General features: G+C 75.9%; 10 protein-coding genes. 5 read left to right on the forward strand and 5 right to left on the reverse strand.

The window, feature by feature from the left end; genetic code table 11:
• Positions 1-37: 37 nt before the first annotated feature.
• The 3 genes from HCN56_RS10140 to HCN56_RS10150 all read right to left on the reverse strand — a co-directional run bounded on the left by HCN56_RS10140 (position 38) and on the right by HCN56_RS10150 (position 6,630).
• The gene (locus HCN56_RS10140) at positions 38-2,992 is read right to left on the reverse strand and encodes a helix-turn-helix transcriptional regulator (RefSeq protein ID WP_167969461.1); all 2,955 of its coding nucleotides are present in this window, start codon (positions 2,990-2,992) and stop codon (positions 38-40) included.
• A 121-nt stretch (positions 2,993-3,113) separates the two neighbouring features.
• Positions 3,114-3,329, reverse strand: a complete 216-nt coding sequence (locus HCN56_RS10145) for a hypothetical protein (protein ID WP_167969459.1) — start codon at positions 3,327-3,329, stop codon at positions 3,114-3,116.
• A gap of 133 nt (positions 3,330-3,462) precedes the next feature.
• Positions 3,463-6,630, reverse strand: coding sequence for a type 2 lanthipeptide synthetase LanM family protein (locus tag HCN56_RS10150; RefSeq protein WP_167969463.1), 3,168 nt, complete (start codon positions 6,628-6,630; stop codon positions 3,463-3,465).
• Positions 6,631-6,961: 331 nt separating this feature from the next.
• Here HCN56_RS10150 and HCN56_RS10155 point away from each other — a divergent pair, with 331 nt between their 5' ends.
• Together HCN56_RS10155 and HCN56_RS10160 are read left to right on the forward strand one after the other, a co-directional pair.
• Entirely contained in the window at positions 6,962-7,573 is a 612-nt protein-coding gene (locus HCN56_RS10155) for a helix-turn-helix transcriptional regulator (RefSeq protein ID WP_167969465.1), read from the forward strand.
• An 11-nt stretch (positions 7,574-7,584) separates the two neighbouring features.
• Entirely contained in the window at positions 7,585-8,313 is a 729-nt protein-coding gene (locus HCN56_RS10160) for a helix-turn-helix domain-containing protein (protein WP_312871161.1), read from the forward strand.
• 67 nt (positions 8,314-8,380) lie between these two features.
• On the opposite strand, the gene panD is transcribed toward HCN56_RS10160, so the two are convergent.
• Both panD and HCN56_RS10170 read right to left on the reverse strand, forming a co-directional pair.
• Positions 8,381-8,821, reverse strand: a complete 441-nt coding sequence (gene panD / locus HCN56_RS10165; RefSeq protein ID WP_167969492.1) for an aspartate 1-decarboxylase — start codon at positions 8,819-8,821, stop codon at positions 8,381-8,383.
• Positions 8,822-8,912: 91 nt separating this feature from the next.
• Positions 8,913-10,334 carry an MFS transporter gene (locus HCN56_RS10170; RefSeq protein WP_167969467.1) on the reverse strand — a complete coding sequence of 474 codons (1,422 nt, stop codon included), beginning with the start codon at positions 10,332-10,334 and terminating at the stop codon, positions 8,913-8,915.
• Positions 10,335-10,571: 237 nt separating this feature from the next.
• Here HCN56_RS10170 and HCN56_RS10175 point away from each other — a divergent pair, with 237 nt between their 5' ends.
• The 3 genes from HCN56_RS10175 (at position 10,572) to HCN56_RS10185 (ending at position 25,507) form a co-directional block, all read left to right on the forward strand.
• Entirely contained in the window at positions 10,572-11,576 is a 1,005-nt protein-coding gene (locus tag HCN56_RS10175; RefSeq protein WP_167969469.1) for a TauD/TfdA family dioxygenase, read from the forward strand.
• 165 nt (positions 11,577-11,741) lie between these two features.
• Positions 11,742-18,230, forward strand: coding sequence for a non-ribosomal peptide synthetase (locus HCN56_RS10180; RefSeq protein ID WP_167969478.1), 6,489 nt, complete (start codon positions 11,742-11,744; stop codon positions 18,228-18,230).
• Positions 18,227-25,507 (forward strand): non-ribosomal peptide synthetase, encoded by a 7,281-nt coding sequence (locus tag HCN56_RS10185; protein WP_167969488.1) that lies wholly within the window; start codon positions 18,227-18,229, stop codon positions 25,505-25,507. Before HCN56_RS10180 ends, HCN56_RS10185 begins: the two co-directional genes overlap by 4 nt.
• The last annotated feature ends 423 nt before the right edge of the window (positions 25,508-25,930 follow it).

Below are 25,930 nucleotides of genomic sequence, written 5' to 3' on the forward strand. Positions count from 1 at the left end.
GGGTCGGGCCACCGCCGGGGGGCGGGGCCCGACCCGGTCAGCGGGGCGCCGGATCGGGCGGTTCTGCGACCGGGCCGCGGGCACCCGCGCCGAGCCGGTCGGAGAGCGCGCACAGCGCCGCCCGGTTCGGCTCTCCCGTCTTGGCCACGAGGCTCGCGATGTGCTTCTCCACCGTGCGCGGCGAGATGTACAGCCGCCCGGCGATCTCCTTGTTGCCGGGCCTGTCCGGCAACAGCCGGAAGACCTCGTACTCCCGGACCGTGACGCCGAGCGACCGGAGCGGCCCGGGGATGAGCTCCGAGCCGCCCCGGTGCTGGGGGATCGTCAGCCCCATCTGCCGGAGCAGCCCGCGGCAGGCGCTCGCCACCGCGGGCACGCCGGCCGCGTGGAAGTGCTGCTGCGCCTCCCGCAGCCAGCGGGCCGGGGCGCCCCAACCGGCGCCGTGGGCCTCCTCGCCCACCAACCGGATACCCAGGTGCAGCGCCAGCGGGTAGTCGGCGGCGATGCGGCGCGCCTCGGCGACGCGCTGCTCCGCCTCCCCGCCCCGACCCTCCCGGCCCAGCAGGACGGCGTCGGCGAGGACCACGAAGTGGCGGTTCCAGGGCACCCGACTGGGCGAACCGGCCGCCACCTCCTCGTACCGGTCGCGGTCGGCGGTTCCGTCGAGCGCGTCCAGCAGCAGTCCCAGCCCGTGGTCCCCGACGAGTTGGAAGGTGGTGGCGTTCTGACTGCTCAGCCGATGTGCGGTGCGCAGTTCGTCCACCGCCCGTGGCCGGTCCTCCTCCAGCAGCGCGCAGAAGGCGCGGGCAAGGCCGTGCGCGAGGGGCTCCTCCTGGGAACCCGCACTGTCCCAGCGTTCGAAGCTCGTCAACGCCCGTTCCATGGCGGCGCGGTCGCCCCGGTGGGCGCCGAGCGTTGCCTGGATGACCAGGAGGTAGCGGACGACCGGTGCCAGCCGGAGCCGTTGGGCGACCGCCAGGCACTCCTCGGCGCGCCGTGCCGCCCCGTCGGTGGCGCCGCGCAGCACGTCGTCGAGGACGAGGATGCCCTCGATCGTGTGCACCAACGGCACGGCGCCCAGCCGCTGCGCCTCGTCGCGTGCCTCGGTCAGCGCACCCGTGGTGCCCTCCCCGAGCCACCGGTGGCCGCCGATGCGCACCATGGCGTACATGCGGTGCAGCGGCAGCCGGTTCCGCTGTGCCGTGTGCAGCGACAGTTCGAGGTACTCCAGGGCCTGTTCGGGGGCGCGTTCGCGGGTGAGGGTGCCGAGAAGCTCCCACGCCTCGCAGGCGACGGTGGGCAGGTCGCGGCGCCGGGCGACGTCCACGGCGGACGAGGCCAGGGCGATGGCGCGTTCGGTGCGGTCGGGTCCGGGGGTGTCCAGCACCAGATGGGCGGCGGCGACATCGGCGGCGGCTCCCACCGCCTCGTCGGGCTCGGTGGCGAGCAGCGAACGAGCCTGCTCTATCTGCGTGTTGCCGTCCTCCCAGCGCCCGATGGCGTGTGCGACCTTGGCGAGCCTGATGCGCAGCGCTGCGAGGCGGGGCGCGCTCAGTCCGGCGCCGACCAGCTCGCGCAGACTGTCGGCCAGGGCGAGCGCCTGCGTGAACTCTCCCGACTCGGCCAACGCGGGCAGGAGTTGCTCCAGGACGCCCGCTCGGGCGGCCGGTTCGCCGGCGGTCGCCAGCAGCCGCTCGGCGCGGGTGAGAAGTGCCACGGCAGATCCGACGGCACCGTCGCGCAGTGCGCGGTCCCCGGCGACGGCGAAGAGCCGCCCCGCCTCGCCCGGGCGGCCCCCGTCCGCCCGCAGCGCCGCGACGGTGGTGCACCACTCGCCCTCCAGGTCCGGGTGCAGTCCGTGCGCGGCGTCGGCGGCGCTCGTCGCGAGCGCGGCGCGGCTGGCCGGGGTGAGCTGGGCGAGGAGGGTGGTCACGGTCAACGGGTGCCGGAAGGCGTACCAGTCGGGGTTCGGGTCGTCGGCGACGACGATCTGGGCGGTGACGGCGGCGTGCAGGTGGCTGAGGAGCGTTCGGTCGTCCAGGCCGGTCATGCGTTGGAGCACCGACAGCGGGAAGCGGCGGCCGAGGACGGCGGCCGCGGAGAGCAGGGCGTGGCCCTGCGGCCCCAGCCGCTCGACGCGGTGTCCGATGCCGCGCGCGAGGAGTTCCGCGAAGGCGTGCCGCAGGTCGTGGACGACCTGCCAGGTGCCGCCGGTGCGCACCAGGGCGCCGCTGCCGACCATCGACTGGAGCAACTCCTCGACCAGCAGGGGGCTGCCTCCGCTGGCCTCCCAGAGCCGGTCCAGTGCCTCTGCGGGCACGGCGTCGGGGGTGGTGCCCAGGCAGTCGGCGGTCATGGTCGCGGTGGCGTCGCGGTCCAACGAGGCGAGGTGGAGCAGGGCGCCGGTCTGGCGGCGGGCGGCGGAGTGGGCCAGGTCGAGTGTGCCGCCGGGGTCGTCCCGGCAGGTGATGAGGAGCAGCACCGGCAACTGCTCCAGGTTGTCGACGAGGTACTCGACGACGGCGAGTGTCTCGGTGTCGGCGGCGTGGAGGTCCTCCAGGATCAGCACGGTGCCGTGGTCGTGGCCGATCTGGGCCAGCAGCCGCAGGACCGCCTCGCCCAGGGCCACCAGGGAGGTGGGTCCCTGGGCGTCGGCGGCCCAGTCGGGGATCAGTCGCCCCAGCACGGGCCGGTAGGGCCCGAACCGGGAGTCGTCCAGTGGCTCCGCACCGCGGAACAGCGGCATGAGGGCCTCGGTCAGCGGTCGGAACGGCACCATGGGGCCGATGGTGCTGGTCCGACCGCGCAGGACCCGCATGCCGCTGCCCAGCGCGGAGCCGGTGGCCTCCGCCACCAGCCGGGACTTGCCCGTGCCGCTCTCGCCGGTCAGGAAGACGGTGCCGCCCCGGCCGTCGCGCGCCGTCTCCAGCGCGCTGGTTATCACGGCGATCTCGGGGTCCCGGCCAACGACACGCGGCGCGATGATGGGCATGGCTTCATCGTAGGCGCCCCCGGTCGTCGGCCGCCCTGTTCGGGAGGTCTTCCCGGAATGTCGGGGTGTGTCCCGCGTGTTCGCCGCCGGCGCGGGGCCGGGTCCCGCCCCCGCGCCCGTGTCAGATCGGGGCGGAGACCGTGGTGTGGGCAGCCTGGAGCGAGGCGACGACGCCGGTGCCCAGCGGCAGGCCCGCCAGCACCCGGGCCCGCTCGTTGCGCAGGTTCCGACCGGAGAGCCGCATCGCGCCGGCGGGGTCGCCGGCCACTGCGCCGCTGGATCCGGCGACCGGGGCGTCGTCGGTGGCGCAACCGGGGTGCGGGGAGAGGCGGGTCATGTCGTTTCCTCCTGAGTTCCGATGGTGGAGCGGTGCGGGGGATCGGGGTGGTGCGGTCGCCCGGTCGGGAGCGGTCGGGCGCGGGGGAAGCGGTCCGGTCGACGGTCCGCGTGCCGGGTGAGCGCCGTCGGCGTCACCGGGCACGGCGGTGGTCGGTCTGCCCTGCGCCAGGCGCGAGCAGGAGAACGGAGGGTACCGTCTCGGGAAATCCGAGCCGCAGCAGTGTGTGACCGATACCGGCCAGCCCGTCCAGCAGGCCGGGGCTGGGCACGCGGCCCGGTGTGGCGCACCGGTGGCCGTCCCGGTGCAGCGCTCCCAGGACGAGCCCCTGTCGATGCGCCAGCCGCTGTGCCGCGGCGGGGTCGCCGTCGGCGGCGAGGACGGCGAGTGCCTCCAGCGATCCCGCCTCCCCGTGGCAGGGTGTCAGGTCGGCCGTGGCGGGGCGTGCGGCCAGCCGCTCCGAGGCGGAGTCGAGCAGTGGCTGACCCAGCCGCCACGGGTCCGCGCCCGGGCCGTCGGTCGCCGCGAGCAGCCACCCCGGGGTTCCGGAGCACCAGGAGAGATCGGCCGGGGCCGCCTCCAACGCCCGGTGGGCTCGCCCCAGGAGCAGCCGGCCGGTGTCCCCGGCGGCCGCGCCGGGACGGTGCGCCGCGTGGCGCAGCAGCGCCCAGGCGATGCCGGTGGCGCCCCGGGCGAAGCCCGCCTCGGGGCCGACGGCGGGCAGTTCGCCCACGGCTGCCGTCAGTCGGTCGGCCAGGTCCTCGGCGAGCCGGCCCGCCAGGGGCAGCTCGTGGTCCGTGGCGACCGAGGTCACGGCGGCGAGCGCCCCCGCGAGGCCGTCCGCGACGGAGAGGGCGGGCGGCTGGCCGGTCGGCGACGCGGCCACGGCGAGTGCGGTCAGCGCGTCCGGGAGGGCCGCGGGTGCGTCCGTGCCGAGCAGGGTGTCCAGGCGGGACACGGCGTAGACGATCCCGCCCAGCCCACTGAACCCCCCGGGGCCGACGGCCCGGCTCAGCTCCGGCCGCTCGGCGAGGATGCGGACGAGGGCGGGCAGCCGGCTCACCGCGGCGCGAGCGAGGTCCGTGTACCGGGCGCTGCCGGTGAGGGCCCCGAGCTCGGCGAGGAAGAGGGCGACGCCGGGATAGCCGTGTGCGAGCCCGGCGCCCATCGGCAGCACCGTCCAGTAGGCGTCCTCGACGGGTTCCACACCGAGCCAGTTGGCGCGGCCGCCACCGTGCTGGGCGCGCGCCACGATGTCGTCGGCGACCCGACAGGCGGCGGCCAGCAGGAGTGAGGGGTCCGCCACCTCCGCGGGGGCGCCCGTGCCGCCGGGCGGCAGTGGCTCCGCCCGGTGGCGCCCGGTGCGGCCGGCGTCGTCGGCGGTGGCCAGTGAGGCGGTGATGATCCACTCCTGGCACCGGCGGTCCATCTCGTCCATTGCCGCGACCCGGGCCCGGACCGTGGTGAGTGCGGCTTCCCCGAGCATTCCCGGAAGGTGCTCGCCCGCGGAGGTCCGGACGGTCCGGGAGCCGGGCCGGTGGCGGAACAGCGGGAGGTCGCCGGCCCAGAGGTCGGCCGTCTCGGCCTCGGCGAGCGCGAGACGCGTCGGGTCGCCCGCCGCCTCGGTCCAGAGCAGGGCGAACACCGCCTCGCGCAGCAGGGCGTCACCCAGGACACCGGGGTGGAGGGACTCCTCCAGCAGGGTGGCGTAGAGGCGCGACGGCCGTGCCACGAGACGGCACTCCAGCGCTTCGGCGCGGCGCAGCGGGCCGTCCTCGGCGAGGAACCCGGCGCGGCCGCTCTGCACGGCCCGGTAGCCGTCGTGGAACCCGTTGACGAGCGCGGCGTGGTAGTCGGTGTGCGCCACGGCGCCGCCGGCCAGCTGCGGCTGGTTCTGCGCGGGCGGTGCCGGCGCCGGGCGGAGCGTCCGGCGCATCCGGTCGGTCCCGGCCTCCTCCCAGCCCTCCACTCCCCAGGGGGCCTGGCCGGCGCCGCCGACGGCCGAGACGTCCAGTTGCCCGTGGTCTCCCAGCACGACCTGCGGCAGGACGCAGGTCTGGTAGACGGAGGCGGTGATCCGGGCCGCCGCCGGGTCGTCACCGGTGACGTTGGGCAGCGGGAGGTCGGGGTGGAAGAGGGTCTCCGCGTCCACGAGCACCGGCTGGTCGCCGTGGGCGATCAGGTTCTCCCGATGCAGGTCGGCCCCGCACAGCGCGTGTGCCAGCGCCAGCAGCGCGCCCTGCCGGCGGTAGAACCGGTCGACGTCGCCGACGGTCCGGCAGGACAGGTGGTCGACGTGTTCCATCCAGCCGTACCCCGCCGACCGCACGGTGGCGGCGGTACGGAGCGTGAGGTCGGGCACCGCGGCGTTGAGCCAGGAGACGGCGGCGTCCCACACGGCGTGGTGGTCCAGCGGACGCGGCTTGTACAGGACCCGCGTGCCGTCGCGGAAGTGGAGCCGGGCGACCGCCCGTCCGCCCAGGTGGGTGTCGCCCAGGGCGAGTTCGACGCGGGTGAGGGGGCCCGGGTCGCGCCCGGCCCACAGCCCGGCGACGATCCGCGGGCGGTCCCGCGTGTACCGGTCGGCGAGCTCGGCCGCCGCGTCCGCCGCCGAGGTGCACAGTTCGGCGAGGATTCGTGCGAGGACGGGGTACCGGGCCAGGAGGGCCACGAGTTCTCCGGGCTCGGCGAGCGATTCCGTGAAGGAGTCGAACCGCTCGGCGGGGGTGGCCCCGGTGAGGAGGTCCGAGGTGCGCGCGGTGTGCAGCTCACGCACCATCGTCCTGGCCGCCGTGTTGACCAGGCGCTCCACCAGCCACGGCCGGAACGCCGCCTCCACCGCGTGCCGTTCGGCGTCTCCGGTGGCGGGGTGGAAGGAGCTGCGGAGCCGTTCCAGCGCGTGCGCCGAGAACGGGCGGAGCACTGCCGCGAACGCGTCGCGCCAGTCGCCGTGGGCGGTGGGGGCCGCCGGTCCGTTCGCGGCGGCGCGCAGCGCCTGCTCGACGAAGACGGCCCACGGCGGGCGCGGCGCGCGTTCGCCCAGCGCGGTCGGCGACTCGTGCCACAGGGCCGCGCCGAGCGCCTCGGGCACGCCGAGCGCTGTCAGGCGTGCGGCCGTGCCTGCCGCGTCGAGTCCGGCGAGTGCCTCGCGCCACGCGGTGACCGTCGGGCCGTCGGCGGCGCTGGGGCGGCCGGGCGCGGCGAGCCGCTCCCGCAGGGTCAGTCCGCGGGCCCACCACAGCGGCGGGAGCGGCTGCGGCGGTACGCGGTCGGTCTGCGTCGCGGCGGAGGTCGAGGTCACCCGCACACCGTGGCACCGGGCCCGCGGCGGGCACATGGGGGATCGGCCCCCATATTCCCGGGGCCGCTCGGCCGCGGGGCGTGGAGACGGGTGCGCCCGAGGGCGGTGGCACCGGCCTGAGCTGTGCGAACGCCACGGTGACCGGGGCCCGCCGGGGGCGGCCGGGGGAGTGGTGGCGGGCGGGGGCACCGTGGTGACCGGTGCGGGTGGGGGCACGGGCGGGCGGTGGCGGGCCGGAATGTGGGGGCGGCCCACCGATGCCGGGCGGCCGGCCCGCGGCCGAAGCTCGGGTCGCCGGTGGTAGCCGGTTCGCGACCGAGGAGGAGCAGCCATGGGAGAACCGGTACGCGTAGGCGTCGTGGCACTGGACCGGGTGCTTGAGGCGGGCACCCGCAGCGCCCTGGAGCAAGGGGCGGATCTGCTGGTGGTGGACTCCGCCGACCGGCCGGCGGTGGTCGTGGTCGTCGTGGACCGGGTGACCGAGCCGGTGCTGGACCTGGTGCGGCGCCACCGCGCCGATGAGCACCGGCCCGAAGTGGTGCTCGTGGCGACGGAGTTGGCACCCACCTCGGCGCTGCACGCCATCGCCTGCGGCGCGCGGGGGCTGCTGCGGCGGCAGGAGGCGAGCGTGCCGCGGCTGGCCGCCACGGTGCTGGCCGCCGCCCAGGGCGACTGCTCGGTTCCCCCGGACCTGCTGGACGGGCTGCTGGAACGCGGCGCCGCCGGGGGGATGTCGGACGCCTGGGGATCGGCGGGGCTCAGCGAGCGGGAGCAGGCGGTGCTGCGGATGGTCGCCGACGGACGGGAGACGAGCGAGATCGCGCGTGAACTGTGCTACTCCGTCCGGACCGTCACGACCGTCCTGCACGACGTGACCCAGCGGTTCCGGCTGCGCAACCGTGCGCACGCGGTCGCCTACGCCCTCCGGGCGGGTCTGCTGTGAGCGGGATCGCGGTGCGTGGAGGCGTCCCGGTCGCCTTCGGCGCGGACCGGCTCCACGGTCACCGGCCCGCGCCCCGGCTGCCCGAGGCGGTTGCGGGCCGCGTCGGCCGCACCGGCGAGGTCGCGGTCCGGGTGCGGTGCGCGGAGCCGGGGCTGCGCGCCCGTTGGGACGAGCGGCTGTCCGCCGCCGGTGTCCCGACCGCCGCCGGCCCCGGGGGCCCCGGCGGCTCCGAGGTGCTGCTGGCCGTGGGCCACACGCTGCAGCAGGCCGTCGAGTTGTGCGGTCCCGACGTGCCGGGGCGCCTGCGCCCGGTGCTGGTCGCCGCCGACCGGGTCTGCCCCGAGGGGGTGCTGCGCGCCGTGCGTTGCGGTGTCCGCACGGTGCTGCGGGCCGCGGACGCCTCCCCGACGCAACTCGCCGCCGCGGTCCTGGCCGCCCACCACGGCGACGGACGGCTGCCCTACGGTGTGCTGGTGCGGCTCCTCAACGCCCCGGCCGGTGGTGCCGAGACCCCCGCGCGGGTGAGTTCCGGCGCGAGCGAGCCGCTGCAACCGCTCACGCCCCGGCAGACCGCGGTGCTGGCGCTGGTGGCGGAGGGGCACGGCAACGCCGTCATCGCCCGCGTGCTGAGCTGCTCCGAGCACACCGTCAAGAACGTCATCTACGAACTGATGTCGCGGTTGCAGGTGCGGAACCGGGCCCACGCCGTCGCCAGGGCGGTACGCGCCGGCCTGATCTGACCCTCCTGCTGCCGGTAAGGGCCGGCCCGGGTGCTCACCGCCCCGGGCCGGCCGTTCGGCGTGCCGGTCAGCCGCGAGCCGCGCCGACCGGTGCGTACACCGCGTCGCCGCGCATGCCCTCGCCCGCGGGGGAGGGCTCCGCCAGGTCCGAACCGACCGGGCCCAGCTGCCGGTTGCCCTCCCCGACGTGCACGACCCGCGGGACGAGCTGCCGCGCCTCGGCGTCGGGCACGACCGCGTAGGAGATGATGATCACCATGTCGCCCGGCTGGACGAGTCGGGCGGCGGCCCCGTTGATGCCGATGACCCCCGTACCGCGCTCGCCGGCGATGACGTAGGTCTCCAGGCGGGCGCCGTTGGTGATGTCCACGATGTGCACCTGCTCGCCGGCCAGCAGGTCGGCGGCGTCCATCAGATCCTCGTCGATGGTCACCGAGCCCACGTAGTGCAGGTCGGCCTGGGTCACGGTCGCGCGGTGGATCTTGGACTTGAAGACGGTGCGGTGCATCTCGGGCTCTCCTCGGGGGTTCGGGTGGTGCGGTTCGGTCGTCTCGGGTGCGACGGCGTGCATGGGCGATCGGATACGTCGCCGCCCCGGTTCAGCGTGGTTCGGGGACGGTGGTGGCGGCAGGCCCGGCCGCGGCCGTGGGGGTCGCCACCGGGACGGCGGCCGGCTCGGTCGGCGGGGGAGCGGGCGTGTCGGGAACGGCGGGTGCGTCCGGTGGGACCGCGTCGGCGGCGGTGGTGGTGGCGCGGCGCACCGGCCCCGACACCGTCGCGGCCAGCGCCATGGCCACCATCCACACCGTCAGCACACCGGCGGCGGCGCGCACCCCGAGACCCTCCAGCAGCAGACCGCCCGCCAGGGCCCCCAGCGGGAGCGCTCCGTTGGCGAGCAGGCTGGAGGCGCTGAGGACGCGGCCCCGCAGCGCGTCCGGGGTGGTGGCCAGCTGGTAGCTGCCGACGGCGACGTTCCACACGGGCCCGACGAACCACATCGCCACGTACGCCACGGCCGCCGGCCACAGCCCGCCGCCCAGGAAGAGGACGCACATCAGCAGCGCCCACACCCAGTTCGCGCCGATGACGAGGACGTTCAGCGGCACCCGGCGGCAGAACCAGCCCGCCGCCAGCGAGCCGGCCATCCCGCAGGCCCCGGCGACTCCGAGCAGGACCCCCACCGACGCCGGCCCCGCGCCCTCCTCGGCCAGCAGCACGATGACGACCAGGAACAGCGCCCGGAACAGCATGTTGCTCCCCGCCACGAGCAGCGCGGCGGAGCGCAGGAACGGACGGCGCCACAGCCAGGCCAGCCCCTCGAACATGCGGCCGAACTGCTCGGTGATCCGGGCGCGTCTGCTCCTGACCGGGCCCGTGCCGTCCGGGACCGCCGCCCGGGCGGGCCGCCGGACCTGGAAGTCCTTCCGGATGCACAGCAGCGTCACGAGGGAGACCAAGTAGGCGAAGGCCTCCAACACGAACGGCACGGCGCGGCCGAGGCCGAACAGCACGCCGCCCAGCGGGGTTCCCACCATCGTCGCGGCGCGGCTGCGCGACTCGTTGCGCGCCAGCGCCAGTGAGAGCTGCGAACGGTGCACGACATTGGGCACCGCGGCGGTCGAGGCCAGCCCGTTGAGCACGGTCAGCGTGCCCTCGACGAAGCCGACGACCATCACGTGCGCCAGACGGAGCTCACCGAGCACCAGCGCCAGCACGATGCTGGCGGCGCCCAGAGCCCGGAGCGCGTCGCACCAGACCATCACCCGCTTGCGGTTCCACCGGTCGACCAGGACCCCGGCGGGCAGCTGGAAGAGCAGGGCCGGCAGCAGGGTCACGAAACCCACCAGCCCCGCGTCGGCGGCGGAACCGGTGACGGCCAGGATCAGCAGCGGGTAGGCGACCGTGGAGGCGGTCGAGCCGACGAGCGCCACCGCGGACCCGCCCCACAGCAGCATGAAGTCGCGGTTGCGCCGCAGCGGCGTGACCTCCGGGCCGCCGTGCGGGCCACCGGTTGTCGTCATGGACCTTCCCACCTCTCTGATCCCGCGGGCACCGCGGACCCCGCAGCGCCGGGCGCCGGGCGTACGGGGCCGCCCCGGCCGGGCCGCACGGCGTGGTCGCCGGGCGGTGCCGCCAGCTTCGCGGCGACGACGGGCCGTCCACAGGGAAGTACGCGCACAAACCGCGACGGGCGCGCTGCCAAGGACTCCGCCGGAAGTTCTCTGCCCCCGCCATCGACAGGAGCCGACCCTGGCCACATGACTGCTGACCCACCCCTCCTCACTGCCCGTTCGAGCTCGCGGCGGAGCGGTGGCCGCCCGGGCCGCTCCCTCCCCCACCTGGTCGAGGCGGCGCCCGCCGCCTCCCCGGGAACGCGCGACCTTGCCGCCCGCCGGGGCGAGATACGCGGGCTGCTGCGCGAACACGGCGCGGTGCTGCTGCGCGGCTTCGGCCCCGGTGACGTCGACGGGTTCGACGGTGTCGTCCGCACCCTGGGCGGGCTGCCCCTCGGCTACGCCGAGCGCTCCTCGCCGCGCAGCACCATCAAGGGCAACGTCTACACCTCCACCGACTACCCGCCGGCCGAGGAGATCTTCCTCCACAACGAGAACTCCTACCAGGCGACCTGGCCGCTGACGCTGTTCTTCTACTGCGTCAGCCCGCCCGACACCCAGGGCTCCACCCCGCTCGCCGACACCCGCAGGGTCCTCGCCGCGATCGACCCCGACGTCCGGGAGGAGTTCGCCGCCCGCGGCTGGATGGTGGTCCGCAACTTCAGCGAGGGCTTCGGCGTGCCGTGGCAGCAGGCGTTCAACACCGAGGACCGCGCCCAGGTCGAGGCGTACTGCGCACGCGGCGGGATGACCGCCGAGTGGACACCGGGCGGGCTGCGGACCCGCGCCCGCCGGCAGGCCGTCCACCGCCACCCGGTCACCGGGGAGCAGGTGTGGTTCAACCACATGACGTTCTTCCACGTCACGACCCTGAAGCCCGACGTGTGCGCCGCGCTCCGCGAGATGTACGCGGAGGAGGACCTCCCCACCAACACGTACTACGGCGACGGCGCCCCCGTGCCCGACGACGTCGTGGCGCACATCCGGGGCTGCTACCGCGCCCAGTGGCGGCGCTTCGACTGGCAGCGTGACGACGTGCTGGTCGTGGACAACATGCTGGCCGCGCACGCCCGCGAGCCGTTCACCGGCCCCCGTCGGATCGCCGTCGCCATGACCGAGCCCTCCGACGGCCCCGTCGAGCAGAGCTGACCGCCCCGCCGCCCCGCGCGCGGCGGCCGCCCCCGCGCCCGACCGGACCGACCGGTGCGGGCCCCGTACCGCACCCCCCGCAGCCCCGACCGCGGCACGCCGCCCCCGGGGCCCGCCCCGCACCGGCAGCACCGCCGCCGGACCACACGCCCAGGGAGACGACCGATGGAAAGCGCCGACGGCGGATACCCGCTGTCCCACGCACAGGAACAGCTCTGGCTGCTCGACCAGCTCAGGCAGGGCGGCGCCACCGAGTACCTGATGCACGAGACCTTCCGCATCGTCGGCCCGCTGGACGACCGGGCGCTGTCGGCGGCGCTCACGGAGATCGCCGGCCGGCACGAGGTGCTGCGTACCCGCTACGGCACCGAGGGCGGGTCGCCCGTCCAGCTCATCGACGACCCGTCGCCCGTCGTCCCCGACCGCGCGGACCTCGGCGACCTTCCGCGTGCGGAGCGCGAGGACCGGCTGCGGCAGCTGGTCGAGGAGCGGAGCCGACGCCCGCTGGACCTGCGGGCGGAACACCCCTGGCGCGCGGCGCTGGTCCGGCTCGCACCCGGGGAGCACGCGCTGCTCCTCACCTTCCACCACATCGCGTTCGACGGCTGGTCCTGGGGGATCGTCGCCGACGAACTCCGCGCGCTCTACGAGGCGTTCAGCACCGGCGGCCCCGACCCGCTGGAGCCGCTGGAGCTCCAGTACGCCGACTACGCCGAGTGGCGCCGGGAGTGGCTGGCGGCACAGCCCGAGGTGACCGACCGGCAGCTCGACCACTGGCGGCAGCGGCTCGCCGGCCTCGAACCACTGGACCTGCCGACGGACCGACCCCGCCCCGCCACCTGGCAACCGGACGGCGACATCGTCCGCTTCACCGTCCCCGCCCCCCTCGCAGCCCGCGTCCGGGAACTGGCGCAGGAGCGCGGAGCGACGCTCTTCATGGCCTACCTCACCGCCTACCAGCTGCTGCTGGCCCGGTACGGCGGCCGTGCGGACGTCGCCGTCGGAGTCTCCTTCGCCCGCCGCGACGACGTGCGGCTGGAGAAGCTGCTCGGGATCTTCCTCGACACCGTCGTGATCCGCGGCGACCTCGGCGGCCACCGCACCTTCCCCGAGCTGCTGGACGGCGTCAAGGACGCCACCCTCGACGCCTACGGCAACCAGGACGTCGCCTTCTCCCAGGTGGTGGCGGCGCTGGACCCGCCGCGCGACCCCGGCCGCAACCCGCTCTTCCAGGCCGGGTTCGCCCTCCACAACGCCCACCGCAGCCCCTTCTCCCTTCCGGGGCTCACCGTCACCCGCGAGGAACCCACCACCCGCAGCAGCGCGTTCGACCTCTCCCTCCACCTCGCCGAGCGGGCCGACGGCAGCCTGACAGGGGAACTGCTCTTCCCCGTCGCGCTGTTCGACCGCGACCGGATGGAACGCATGGCGGCCAACCTGCTCCAACTGCTGGAGGGCGTCACGGACCACCCCGGGAGGCCGGTCGCCGAACTCGACCTGCTCGCCCCCACCGAGCGCGCGACGGTGCTCGGCTGGGGCGAAGGCCCGCTCGCCCCCACCGGCGACGACCGGCCCCTGGTACGCATGGTGCTGGACCGCGCGGCCGCCACCCCCGACGCCGTCGCCGTCGCCCACGACGACGGTGACGTCACCTACGCCCGACTGGCCCACCGCGCCGCCGAACTGGCCGCCGCCCTGGTCGACGCGGGCGTCCGCACGGCCGACCCCGTCGCCGTCAGCCTGCGTCGCGGACCCGACCTGGTCGCCTCGCTCCTCGCCGTACTCGGCACGGGCGCACAGCTCGTGCCCCTCGCCACCGACCTGCCCCCGGCGCGCCGCAACGCGCTGCTCGCCGACTCCGCCGCCGGCGTCGTCCTGACCGCCGACGAGTTCCGCGACCGGTTCGCCGAGAGCGCCCGCGTCCTCACCGTCGACACCCTCCCCACCACGCCGAGCGGCGCCGGGTACCTGCCGCCCGCCGGGTTCCCGTACCGCGCCGACCCCGACGACGCCGCCTGCCTCATCTACACCTCGGGATCGACCGGCACCCCCAAGGGCGTGGTCGTCCGCCACGGCGGACTCCGCAACCGCGTCCTGTGGTCGGTCGACCGCTACGCCATGACCCCGGCCGACAGGCTGCTGCAGAAGACGACCATCGGCTTCGACGCCGCGATGTGGGAGTTCCTCTCCCCGCTGGTCTCCGGCGGCACCGTCGTCGCCGCCCCCGACGACGCGCACCGCGACCCCGCCGTCATGGCCGCCGCGGTGGCGCGCCACCGGGTCACGCTGCTGCAGGTGGTCCCCTCCGTACTGCGGCTGCTCGTCGAGGAGCCGGCCCTCGCCGGATGCTCCACCCTGCGGCTGGTCAGCTCCGCGGGCGAACCGCTGCCCGCGTCGCTCTGCGAGGGGCTGCGGGCCGTGCTCCCCCAGGTCGAGGTCCACAACACGTACGGACCCACCGAGTGCTCCATCGACTCCACCCACCAGGCGTACCGCCCCGGCGACCCGGCCGCCGGAGTCGTGCCCATCGGCCGGCCGCTGCCGGGCGCCGGGGTCTCCGTCGTGGACGCCGCCGACCGGTTGGTGCCCGTGGGCGTCCCCGGCGAGCTGTGCGTGCGCGGCGTCGGACTGGCCCGCGGCTACCACGCGAGAGCCGCGCAGACCGCCGAGCGGTTCACCCCCGACCCGTACGCGACCACCCCCGGCGGCCGGTGGTACCGCACCGGCGACCTGGTGCGCTGGCGGGCCGACGGCACCCTGGAGTTCCTGGGACGCACCGACGACCAGGTCAAGGTGCACGGGGTGCGGATCGAACCGGCCGAGATCGAGGCGCTGCTCACCGCACACCCCGCCGTGGCCGCCGCCGCCGTCACCGCGACCCGCGACGCGCACGGCGACACCGCACTCACCGCCTACGTCGTGCCGGCCGCGCGCGACGACGAGTTGGCCGCCACGCTGCTCGACCACCTCGCGGACCGGCTCCCCGCTCCCGTCGTTCCCGGTCGGCTGCTGCTGCTGGAGCAGATGCCGCTGACCGCCAGCGGCAAGACGGACCGCCGCGCGCTCCCCGACCCCGACCCCGACCGGGCCGGCTCCGGCGGTGCCGCCACCTCCGCCGCCTCCGCCGACGGTGTCGCGCCGAGCGACCCGACCGAGGCTGCGATCGCCGCGACGATGGCCGAGGTGCTCGGCGTTCCCGTCACCGACACCCGCGCGGACTTCTTCGCCCTGGGCGGCCACTCCCTCCTCGCCATCCGCCTCGCGCTGCGACTGCGCCGCACCTTCGGCGTCGAGCTGACGGTGGCAGAACTGTTCGACGACCGCACCGTCGCCGGCCTCGCCGACCGGGTCCGCCGGGCCGCCGCGCCCGTCGACACGGTGCGGCCCGAGCCGCGGGAGGGCGGCCTGCCGCTCTCCCACGGCCAGCAGCGGCTCTGGTTCCTGGAGCAGCTGGACCCCGGCGGCTCCGAGTACCTGATACCGCTGGCGCTGCGGCTCCGGGGCCCGCTCGACACCGACGCGCTGCGCGGTGCCCTGGAGGACGTCGCCCGGGTCCACGAGGTGCTGCGCACCCGCTACACCGACCGGGACGGCACGCCGCTCCAGCACGTCGACCCGCCCGGGAGCGTCCCGTTCCACCTCGCCGACCTGACCGCCGGACCCGGCGGGCGGGGAAGCGGCGTGCCCGAGCGGCTGAGGGAGGACCGCGCCCGGGAACTGGTGGAGCAGGCGCTGCGCGTCCCGTTCGACCTCTCCCGGGAGCACCCGCTGCGCGCCACCGTCGTGCGTGCGGCCCCCGACGACCACTGGCTCGCCCTGACCTCACACCACATCGCCTTCGACGCCTGGTCCACCAAGATCTTCCTCCGCGACCTCGACCGCGCCTACCGGCTGCGGACCGGCGGCGACGGCGCCCCGCTCGGCTCGCCCGCCGTGGGGTACGCCGACTACGCCGCCTGGCAGCGGCGGCAGGAGGACACCGAGGCGACGGCCGACCACCTGGCGTACTGGCGGGACCGACTCGCGGACCTCGTCCCCGTCGAGCTGCCCACCGACCGGCCCCGGCCGGCGCTGCGCGACCCCCGCGGCGACACCGTGGTCGTGGACCTCCCGGCCGCGACCGCCGCAGCCGTCTCCCGTCTCGCGGCACGCCACGGCGCCACCCCGTTCATGACGCTGCTCACCGCGTTCCAGGTGCTGCTGCACCGCTACACCGGCCGCGCCGACATCGCGGTCGGCACGCCGGTGGCGGGTCGCACCCGCGAGGAGACCGAGGAACTGCTGGGCGTCTTCGTCAACAACCTGGTGATCCGCACCGACCTCGCCGGATCACCCGCCTTCGCGGACCTCCTGGAACAGGTCCGCGAACGCACCCTGGAGGCGTTCGCCCACCAGGAGGTCCCCTTCGAGCGGGTCGTCGAGGAGGTCGCCCCCGGACGCGACCTCTCGCGCAGCCCCCTCTTCGAGGTGATGTTCGAGCACCAGCACATGGCGGGCATCGCCGGCTCCCTCGGCGACCTTGCCGTCGAACCGCTGCGCGCGGGGGAGGGCGTCGCCAAGTACGACCTGACCCTCACCGTCAAGGAGCGGCCCGACGGCCGCATGCACTGCTGGTTCGAGTACGCCACCGCACTCTTCGACCGCGAGACCGTCGAGCGGCTCGCGACCCACTACCTGCGGGTGCTGGAGTCGGCGCTGACCGGCCCCGACACCGCCGTCGGGGAACTCCGACTGATCCCGGACGCCGAACTGCGCCGCCTCACCACCGAATGGCCCGACCCGCTCGACCCCGCCGTCCCCGGCGTGGCGGCCGACGGCACCCCGGACGCCACCGTCCCGGAGCTGTTCGCCCGCCGGGCAGCGGCCACCCCGGACGCCGTCGCCCTCCTCCACAGCGGTCCGGCGATGAGCTACGGCGAGCTGGAACGACGCAGCCGCCGCCTCGCGCACCGCCTGCGCGAGCTGGGGGCAGGGCCGGAGACGGTCGTCGCCTCCTGCCAACCCCGGAGCGTCGACACGGTCGTCACCCTGCTGGGCGTGCTGCGCGCGGGCGCCGCCTACCTCCCGCTCGACCCGGCGCACCCGCCGCGCCGCCTCGCGGGCATCCTCGCCGACGCCGAGGTGCCGCTGGTGGTCACCACCGCCGCGCACCGCGACACCGCGACCGCCGCCGCCGACGGCCGGACCGTGGTCACCGTCGACGAACTCCCCGAACCGCCCCCCGGCGCCGACGCCGCGGCTCTCCCGCCGCCGGACCCCGAGGCGCTGGCCTACGTCATCTACACCTCGGGTTCCACCGGCCGGCCCAAGGGCGTCATGATCGACCACCGCGCCTACGCCCACCACTGCCTGACCGCGGCGCACCTGTACGGCATCGCCCCGGGGGAGCGCGTCGGCCAGCTCTCCGCGCCCACCTTCGACGTGGCGATGGAGCAGATCGCCGCGCCGCTGGTGGTCGGCGCCACCGTCGTCGTCGCCGACCCGCTGTTCTGGACGCCGGAGGAGCTGCCGGGCAAGCTCGCCGAGCACCGCGTCACCGTCCTGGAGACCACCCCGGCGTACTACCGCGAGGTGATGGCGCACGACACCTCCGCCCTCACCGACCTGCGGCTGATCAATCTCAGCAGTGAGGTCGTGACGGTCTCCGACGCCCGCCGGTGGGAGGAGACCGGGCTGCCCGGCCGCTTCATCGCCTGCTACGGACCGACCGAGGCCAGCGTCAGCTCCGTCCTCCACACCGAGCTGGGCGACCTCGCCAGGCAGCGCGGCACCGCCTCCCTCCCGCTGGGGCACGCGTTCCCCGGCACCCGCGCCTACGTCCTGGACGCCCGGCAGCGCCTCGTCCCCACCGGCGTCCCCGGCGAGCTCTGCCTGGGCGGCGTGCGGCTGGCCCGCGGGTACCACGGGCGACCGGAGCTGACCGCCGACCGCTTCGTGCCCGACCCCTTCGGCCCGGCCGGTGGCCGGCTCTACCGCACCGGCGACCTCGTGCGCCACCGCCCGGACGGCGTCCTGGAGTTCCTCGGCCGCATCGACCAGCAGGTCAAGATCCGCGGCCTGCGGATCGAGCTCGGCGAGATCGAGGCCGCGCTCACCGAGCACCCCGGGGTGAGCGCCGCCGCGGTCGTCGCCCGGGAGGCGGCCGCGGGCGGAGCGGACCTCGCCGCCTACGTCGTGGGCGAGGACGGGCACGCCCTCGAACCCGCCGCGCTCCGCGAGCACCTGCGGGAGAGACTGCCGGACTACATGGTCCCGACGCTGTGGACGGCGCTCCCCGCGCTGCCGATGACCTCCAGCCAGAAGATCGACCGCCGGGCGCTCCCGGACCCCGAGATCGGCACCCCCCGGCCGTACACCCCGCCCCGCGACCCCGCCGAGGAGGCCGTGGCCACCGTCTGGGCGGAGACCCTGGGCCTGGAACGCGTCGGCGCGGACGACGACTTCTTCCTGCTGGGCGGGCACTCCCTGCTCGCCACCCGCGTCCTGGCGCGGCTCCGCGAGACCTTCGCCCTCGACCTGCCGCTGCGGCTGCTGTTCGAGGCGACCACCGTCGCCACGCTCGCCGCGGCCGTCACCGCGGCCGTGGAGGCCGAGATCGCCCAGCTCTCCGACGACGAGGTCACCCGACTGCTGAACCGGGAAGGCGCACGATGACCCACCAGACCCTGGACGCCGCGGCCCTGCGCGCACAGCTGCTCAGCCGCCTGCTGCGGGGCGCGGCCCCCGCCCGCCCCGACCTCCTCCCCACCGTCCCCCGCGGCGGCCCGCTGCCGCTCTCCCACGCCCAGCGGCGCCTGTGGGTCCTGGACCGCCTCGCGCCGGGCGGCACTGCCTACCTGATGACCGCCGCGCTGCGGCTGCGCGGCGAGCTGGACCCCGCCGCGCTGACCCTCGCCCTCGACGAACTCCTCGCGCGCCACGAGGTGCTGCGCACCCGCTACGAGGAGCGTGACGGCGAACCCTCCCAGATCATCGACCCGCCCGGTCCGCTGCACCGCACCGAGACCGACCTGCGCCCGCTCCCCGCCGACCGGCGGCGCGAGAGGCTGGCAGCCCTCGCCACCTCCGACCGCGAACCGGTCGACCTCGCCACCGGGCCCGTCACCCGGGCGGTGCTGGCCCGCACCGCCGACACGGAGCACGTTCTCTTCCTGACGGTGCACCACATCGCCTCCGACGGGGTCACCGAGGACCTGCTGGTGGGTGAACTCCTCGACGCCTACCACCGTCACAGCACCGGCGGCCCCGCGCCCGTCCCCGCACCGGGCGACGAGGACACCTCCCGGCCGCAGTACGCCGACTTCGCCGCCTGGCAACGCGGCCACCTCACCCCTGAGCGGCTCGACACCGAACTCGCCTACTGGCGCGACCGGCTCAGCGGCCTGGAGCCGCTGCGACTGCCCACCGACCGGCCCCGACCCGCGGTACGCGAGGACGCGGGCGCCGTCGCCGGGTTCGAGGTGCCCGCCGCCGTCGCCCACCGCGTCGCGGCGCTCGCCAAGGAGGCCGGGGCCACCCCGTTCATGGCCTACCTCGGCGTCTTCCAGCTGCTGCTCGGCCGGTACTGCGGTACCCGGGACGTCGCCGTCGGCACCCCGGTCTCCGGCCGGGACCGCCCCGAGACCCAGCGGATGGCCGGCCTCTTCCTCAACACCCTGGTGCTGCGTGCCGACCTCGGCGGTGAGCCCGACTTCCGGGAACTCCTCACCCGGCTCCGCACCTCGACCCTGGACGACTACGGCCACCAGCAGGTGCCCTTCGACCGCCTCGTCGCCGCCCTGGACCGCGAACGCGACCCCTCCCGGAACCCGCTGGTCGACACCCTGTTCCTCTGGGACGCGGCACCGGCCGACGGCGCCCCGCACGGGGCCCGCCGCGCCGGCGCGCTCACCGCCGAACAGCTGCCGGTGGGGGAGACCACCGCCAAGTTCGACCTGACCCTCTCGGTCACCGAACGCGCCGACGGCTCGCTGCGCGGCGGCCTCAACTACGCCACCGCCCTCTTCGACGCCGACACCGCGGGGCGCGCGGCCGACCACTACGTCCGGCTGCTCGCCGCGGTGGCCGCCGCACCCGACACCCCGGTCCACTCGCTGGAGATGATGGCGCCGCCCGAGCGCCACCAGGTGGTCCACGCGTGGAACGACACCGCCGTCGACCACCCGGGCGGCACCCTGCACGGGCTGATCGAGGCACAGGCGGCGCAGCGCCCCGGCGCGGTCGCGGTCCGCGCCGACGGAGCGGAGCTGACCTACGCCGAGACCGACCAGCGCGCCGAGGCGCTCGCCGCCCTGCTGCGCTCCCACGGCGTCGGCCCGGGAACGGTCGTCGGCGTGCACCTGGACCGCTCCCTGGCGCTGCCCGTCGCGCTGCTGGCGGTCCTCAAGGCCGGCGCCGCCTACCTGCCGCTGGAGCCGGGGCTCCCCGCCGAGCGCCTCGCCCACATGATCGAGGACTCCGGCGCGGTCGCCGTGGTCACGGCCCCGGCCGACCCCTGGCCGGAGGGCCCGACCCCGACCGTCCGGGTCGGCCCGGACGGCCGCCCGGCCGGGCCCGGGGGCACCGCCCGAACCGCCATCCCCACCCGCCCGGTGGCGGGCGAGGGCGACGCCGCCTACCTGATCTACACCTCCGGTTCCACCGGCCGGCCCAAGGGCGTGGTGATCGAGCACCGCGCCATCGTCAACCGGCTGCGCTGGATGCAGGACGAGTTCGCCATCGGCGCCGCCGACCGCGTCCTGCAGAAGACCCCCATCGGCTTCGACGTCTCCGTCTGGGAGCTGTTCTGGCCGCTGACCGCGGGCGCCACCCTGGTGATGGCGCGGCCCGGGGGCCACCGCGACCCGGCCCACCTCGCCGAGGTCATCGCCTCCGAGGGGATCACCACCCTGCACTTCGTGCCGTCGATGCTGCGCGCCTTCTGCACCACCCCGGCGCGGGAGGACGCACCGCTCACCTCCGTCCGCCACCTGCTGTGCAGCGGTGAGGCGCTCCCCGGCGACCTCGTCGCGGACGCCGCCCGCCGCTTCCCCGTCGCCCCCTACAACCTGTACGGGCCGACCGAGGCGGCGGTGGACGTCACCGGCACCCCCTGCGCCCCCGGCCGGCGCGTCACCATCGGCCGCCCCATCGCCAACACCCGCGCCCACGTCGTCGACGATGCGCTGCGCCCCGCCCCCGTCGGCGTGCCCGGCGAACTGCTCCTCGGCGGCGTCCAACTGGCCCGTGGCTACCACGGGCGGCCCGACCTGACCGCCGACCGGTTCGTGCCCGACCCCTTCGGCCCGGCCGGCGGCCGGCTCTACCGCACCGGCGACCTGGCGCGGTGGCTGCCCGACGGCAGCATCGACTACCTGGGGCGGTTGGACGACCAGGTCAAGATCCGCGGCCAGCGCATCGAACTCGGCGAGGTGGAGGCGCGGCTGCGCGAGCACCCGTCCGTCCGGGACGCCGCCGCGACCGTCCGCGACGGCCGACTCGTCGGCTACCTGGTCCCCGACGCGGACACCGGGCAGGACCCCGACCCCGCCGCCGTCCGCGGCTGGCTGCGCGAGCGGCTCCCCGAGGCCATGGTCCCCGCCGACTGGGTCGTCCTGGCGCGCCTCCCGCTCTCCCCCAGCGGCAAGACCGACCGGCGCGCCCTGCCGGCGCCCGACCGCGCGGGCGCGCGGGCGACCGCCGGGCACGTCGCCCCCCGCACCCCCGTCGAGGAGGTACTCGCGGAGGAGCTGGCGCACGCCCTGGGCCTGGAACGGATCGGGGTGACCGACCGCTTCTTCGACCTCGGCGGCGACTCCATCCGCGCCATCCGCGCCGTCGGCGCGCTGGCCGGCCGGGGAGTGGCCCTCTCCGTCCAGCACCTCTTCACCCACCCCACCGTCGCCGAACTGGCCACGGTGGCCGTCATGGGCGACGACACCCCGGGCGCCGCGCTCGTCGAGCCGTTCGCGCTGCTCACAGCCGAGGAACGGGCGGCCCTGCCCGGCGGCCTCGCCGACGCCTATCCGATGGGCGAGGTCCAGGCCGGCATGGTCTACGAACTCCTCGCCGACCCGGGCGCCAACTCCTACCTGAACGTCAGCAGCTTCCACTTCACCGACGACGGCCCCTTCTCCGAGGCGGCGCTCCGCGCCGCCATCGACCGCACCGTCGCCCGCCACGAGATCCTGCGGACCTCCTTCGCCCTCACCGGCTACGCCCGCCCCCTGCAACTCGTCCACCGCGAGGCGCCGGTCACCGTCGGCGTCACCGACCTGCGGTCCCTGCCCCCGCAGAAACAGCGCGATGCCATCGCCGCCCACCGCGCGACCGAGGCCGACACCCCGTTCGACCTCGCCACCGCGCCCCTGGTCCGCTACCACGTCCACCGCACCGGCGACCGGGCCTGGACCCTCACCCACACCGAGTGCCACGCCGTCCTCGACGGCTGGAGCCACCACTCGGTGATCCAGGAGATCCGCGCCGGGTACGGCGCGCTCCGCGAGCATCCGGACCACCCGGCGGACCCGCCGCCCCGGGCGCGCTACGCCGACTTCGTCGCCCGGGAGCTGGCATCCCTCGCCTCCGAGGACGACCGCGCCTTCTGGCGCGCCCGACTGACCGACCACCCCCGGCTGGAGCTGCCCGCCGCCACCGCGCCGGCGGAACGCGGCGGCCCCGCCCACGAGGTGCGGGCGCCCTGGCACGACCTCGCCCCCGAACTGCGGGAACTGGCCTCCGCCACCGGGACCTCGCTGAAGACCGTCCTGTACACCGCGCACCTGGCCACCCTCGGCGCCCTCTGCGGCCAACGCCGGTTCCTCGCGGGGGCCGTCTGCAACGGCCGCCCCGAGCTGCCCGACGGCGACGACACCCGCGGCATGTACCTCAACACCGTGCCGTTCGCGGTGGACCTCGACGCCCCGAGCTGGCGCGCACTGCTCCGCGCCGTCTTCGCGGAGGAGGCGGCGGTCTGGCCACACCGGCGCTACCCCCTGCCCGCCATGCAGCGCGAGTGGGGCGAGGGCACCCCGCTGGTCGACGTGGTCTTCGGCTACCTCGACTTCCATGTGCTCGACCAGTCGGGCGCCGCGCCCGACGAGGTCACCGACAGCAGCCCCAACGAGTTCACCCTCGACGTCTGGACCTTCCCCGGCGACCTGCGGATCACCTGCCGCCCCGGCTGGGCCGACCGGGCCCGCCTGGAGGCGTTCGCCGCGGTGTTCCTGCGGGTGCTGCGGGCCATGGCACGGACCCCGGACGCCGACCCGCGGCGGCTTGTGCCCGTGGAGCTGACGGCGGCCGCACGGCCCGTGACACAAACCGACCCGCTCCCCGAGCTCACCCTGCCCGAGCTGGTCCTGCGCGCGGGACGGCCCGGAGCGGTGGCGCTCACCGCCGACGGGGCGGAGGTCACCCACGACGAACTCGGGCGCCGCGCAGAGGCGTTCGCCCGACTGCTGCGGCGCCGCGGCGTGGGCGCCGAGACCCCCGTCGCGGTCTGCCTGGAACGCGGCCCCGAGACCGTTGTCGCCCTGCTGGGCGTGATGCTCGCCGGCGGCACCTATCTCGCCGTCGACCCCGACTACCCCCGCGACCGGATCCGCTACCTGCTGGAGGACTCCGGCGCCTCCCTGCTGGTGACCCGCGCCGACCTGGTGGACCGCCTCGCCGGCACGGGCGGCCCGGAGCGACTGCTGTGGGAGGACGTCGAGCGCGACATCCGCGACAGCCCCGCCGACGCGACGACCGACCCGCTGCCGCGCGCCGCCTCGCCCGACTCCGCGGCCTGCCTCATCTACACCTCGGGTTCCACCGGCCGCCCCAAGGGCGTGCAGATCACCCACCGCAACATCGTCCGCCTCGTCCACGACGAGAACCACGCCCGCCTCGGGCCGGACGACGCGGTGCTGGTGGTCTCGCCCCTCGCCTTCGACGCCTCCACCTTCGAGCTGTGGGCGGCCCTGGCATGCGGCGGGCGCCTCGTCCTGTGCCCGCCGGGCACCCCCACCACCGACACCCTCGCCGACCTGCTGACCGGGAGCGGTGTCACCGTCGCCTTCCTGACCACCAGCCTCTTCCACCTGATGACCGAACGCCGCCCCGAGGCGCTGGCCGCCCCGCGCGCCGTCCTCACCGGCGGCGACGTCCTCTCCCCGTCCCACCTGCGGGAGGCGCGGGCCCACGGCGTCGCGGTGAGCAACATGTACGGGCCCACCGAGTGCACCACCTTCGCCACCGCCCACCACGACATCACCCCCGACCCCGCGGGCGGCCCCGTGCCGATCGGCTCCCCGATAGCCCGGACCACCGCCCTGGTGGTGGACCCCGGTATGAACCCGGTACCCCACGGTGTCGCGGGCGAGTTGCTGCTCGGCGGGCCCGGCGTGGCCCGCGGATACCACCGGCGCCCGGAACTGACCGCGGAGCGCTTCGTCCCCGACCCCACCGGCGCCACCCCCGGCGGCCGGCTCTACCGCACCGGCGACACCGTCCGCCAGGACCCCGACGGCACGCTCCACTTCCTCGGCCGGCGCGACCACCAGGTCAAGGTGCGGGGCCACCGCATCGAGCTCGGCGAGGTCGAGTCGGCGCTCGCCGCGCTCCCCGGCGTCTCGGCGGCGGCCGCCGCCGTCTGCCGCACCGGGGCCGACGGCGACAAGGAACTCGTGGGCTACGTTGTCGGACGTCCCGGTGCCGACGCCCTGGACCGCGCCGCGCTCCGCGCCGCGCTCCGCACCCGGGTGCCGGCGTTCCTCGTCCCTACCGCCTGGGTCGAGCTGCCCTCGCTGCCGCTCAACGGCAACGGCAAGGTCGACCGTGCGGCCCTGCCCGCGCCCGACCGCGTCACCGCCGGTGACGCCCACCGGGCGCCCCGCACCGCCGCCGAGCGGGCGATGGCGCAGGTGTGGTGCGAGGTCCTCGGCCGGGAACGCGTCGGGGTGGACGACGACTTCTTCCTGCTGGGCGGCCACTCCCTCCTCATCCTGCGCGCGGTGGCGCTGCTGCGGGAGCGGCACGGGCTCCAGCTGACGGTCCGCGCCTTCGTGGAGCACCAGACGCTGGAGGCGGTGGCGGCGGTGGCCGAGCGCGGCACCCCCGCGGGCGCGACCGCCCCCGCCCTGATGTGGCTCCGCGAGAAGGGCGACCGGGCACCGCTGTTCTGCGTGCACCCCGGCGGCGGCAGTGCCCACTGGTACCGGCGGCTGGTGCCGCACCTCCATCCGGAGCAGCCGGTGGCCGCGCTGGAGTGGCCCGGACTGCAGGCCGGGCCCGGCGAACCCGTCCCGACCGCGGCCGAGATGGCCTCCCGGTACCTCGGGGAGATCCGGCGGGCCCGGCCCCGGGGGCCCTACCGGCTGCTGGGCTGGTGCGGCGGCAGCGGCATCACCGCCGAGCTCGCGGACCGGCTGCGGGCGGACGGCGAGGAGGTGACCTTCGTCCTGCTCGACCCCGGGCTCGACAGCCACGACCGGGAGGGCCTGTGGCAGGAGTTCCGCCTCATCGAGCGGTGCACCGAGCTGCTGTCGGAACTGGAACGCCGGGAGGCCGCCGCCGATCCCGGCGACGTCACCGAGCTGCGGGCGGAGATCCTGCGCCTCCTGGAGCACCTGGTGGACGACGCCGACCCGGAGACGGGCATCACGCTGCCCGAGGAGAGCGGCGCCGCCGTCTGGCTGCCCTCCGCCCTGATCTGGCGCGAGGTCATGGAGATGACCCTGTCCTACCGCCACCGCTACTACCCCGGCACCCTGCACCTGGTCGCCAGTGACGAACTCGCCGACGGCGAGCACGAGGTGGCGTCCGGACAGGACTTCCGCGGCTACGTGGCACGGTGGCGGGAGCTGACCGGCGGCCTGGAGGTCCACCGGGTTCCCGGCGACCATTTCGGCGTCATGCGGAAGCCGCACGTGGACACCCTCGCGGCCACCCTGGACCGGCTGTTGGCCTGACACCAGCGCCCGAACGGGCAGCGAGCGGCGTCCGGGGCCGCCTCGACGGGTGCCGTGCGACCCGCCGCCCGGACGGGCAGCGCGGACATCTGGCGCGGGGCGCGGGGACGGAAGGGGAGCCGGCCCCCGGGGACGCGCTGTCGGCACCCGTGACGGACCGGGCGCGGGGGCGACAGCCGTCGCGGTGCCGGGCGGCTGGGCCGGGCCGGCCGCGAACACGCCGACGCCGCCGGCCCTGTCGGGGACCGGCGGCGTCCGGGGTGCGCGGTGAGGGGCTGCTCAGCGGCGCGGGAGCTCCGTCCGCTCCTGGTCGACGGCGACGAAGCGGAGTTCGGAGGTGTAGGTGTTGTGGTGTTCGTCGGTGAGCCAGGTCTGGTCGGGGGTGGGGAGCATTTCGGTGAGGGTGAGGGTGGCGCCGGGGTT

Source organism: Streptomyces lonarensis, assembly GCF_012033735.1.
Lineage (GTDB): Bacteria > Actinomycetota > Actinomycetes > Streptomycetales > Streptomycetaceae > Streptomyces > Streptomyces lonarensis.

Excerpts from the sequence above, each read along its gene's own strand:
- HCN56_RS10140 (WP_167969461.1), bottom strand. The coding sequence starts at position 2,992 with ATGCCCATCATCGCGCCGCGTGTCGTTGGCCGGGACCCCGAGATCGCC.
- HCN56_RS10145 (WP_167969459.1), bottom strand. The coding sequence starts at position 3,329 with ATGACCCGCCTCTCCCCGCACCCCGGTTGCGCCACCGACGACGCCCCG.
- HCN56_RS10155 (WP_167969465.1), top strand. The coding sequence starts at position 6,962 with ATGGGAGAACCGGTACGCGTAGGCGTCGTGGCACTGGACCGGGTGCTT.
- panD (WP_167969492.1), bottom strand. The coding sequence starts at position 8,821 with ATGCACCGCACCGTCTTCAAGTCCAAGATCCACCGCGCGACCGTGACC.
- HCN56_RS10170 (WP_167969467.1), bottom strand. The coding sequence starts at position 10,334 with ATGACGACAACCGGTGGCCCGCACGGCGGCCCGGAGGTCACGCCGCTG.
- HCN56_RS10175 (WP_167969469.1), top strand. The coding sequence starts at position 10,572 with ATGACTGCTGACCCACCCCTCCTCACTGCCCGTTCGAGCTCGCGGCGG.
- HCN56_RS10180 (WP_167969478.1), top strand. The coding sequence starts at position 11,742 with ATGGAAAGCGCCGACGGCGGATACCCGCTGTCCCACGCACAGGAACAG.
- HCN56_RS10185 (WP_167969488.1), top strand. The coding sequence starts at position 18,227 with ATGACCCACCAGACCCTGGACGCCGCGGCCCTGCGCGCACAGCTGCTC.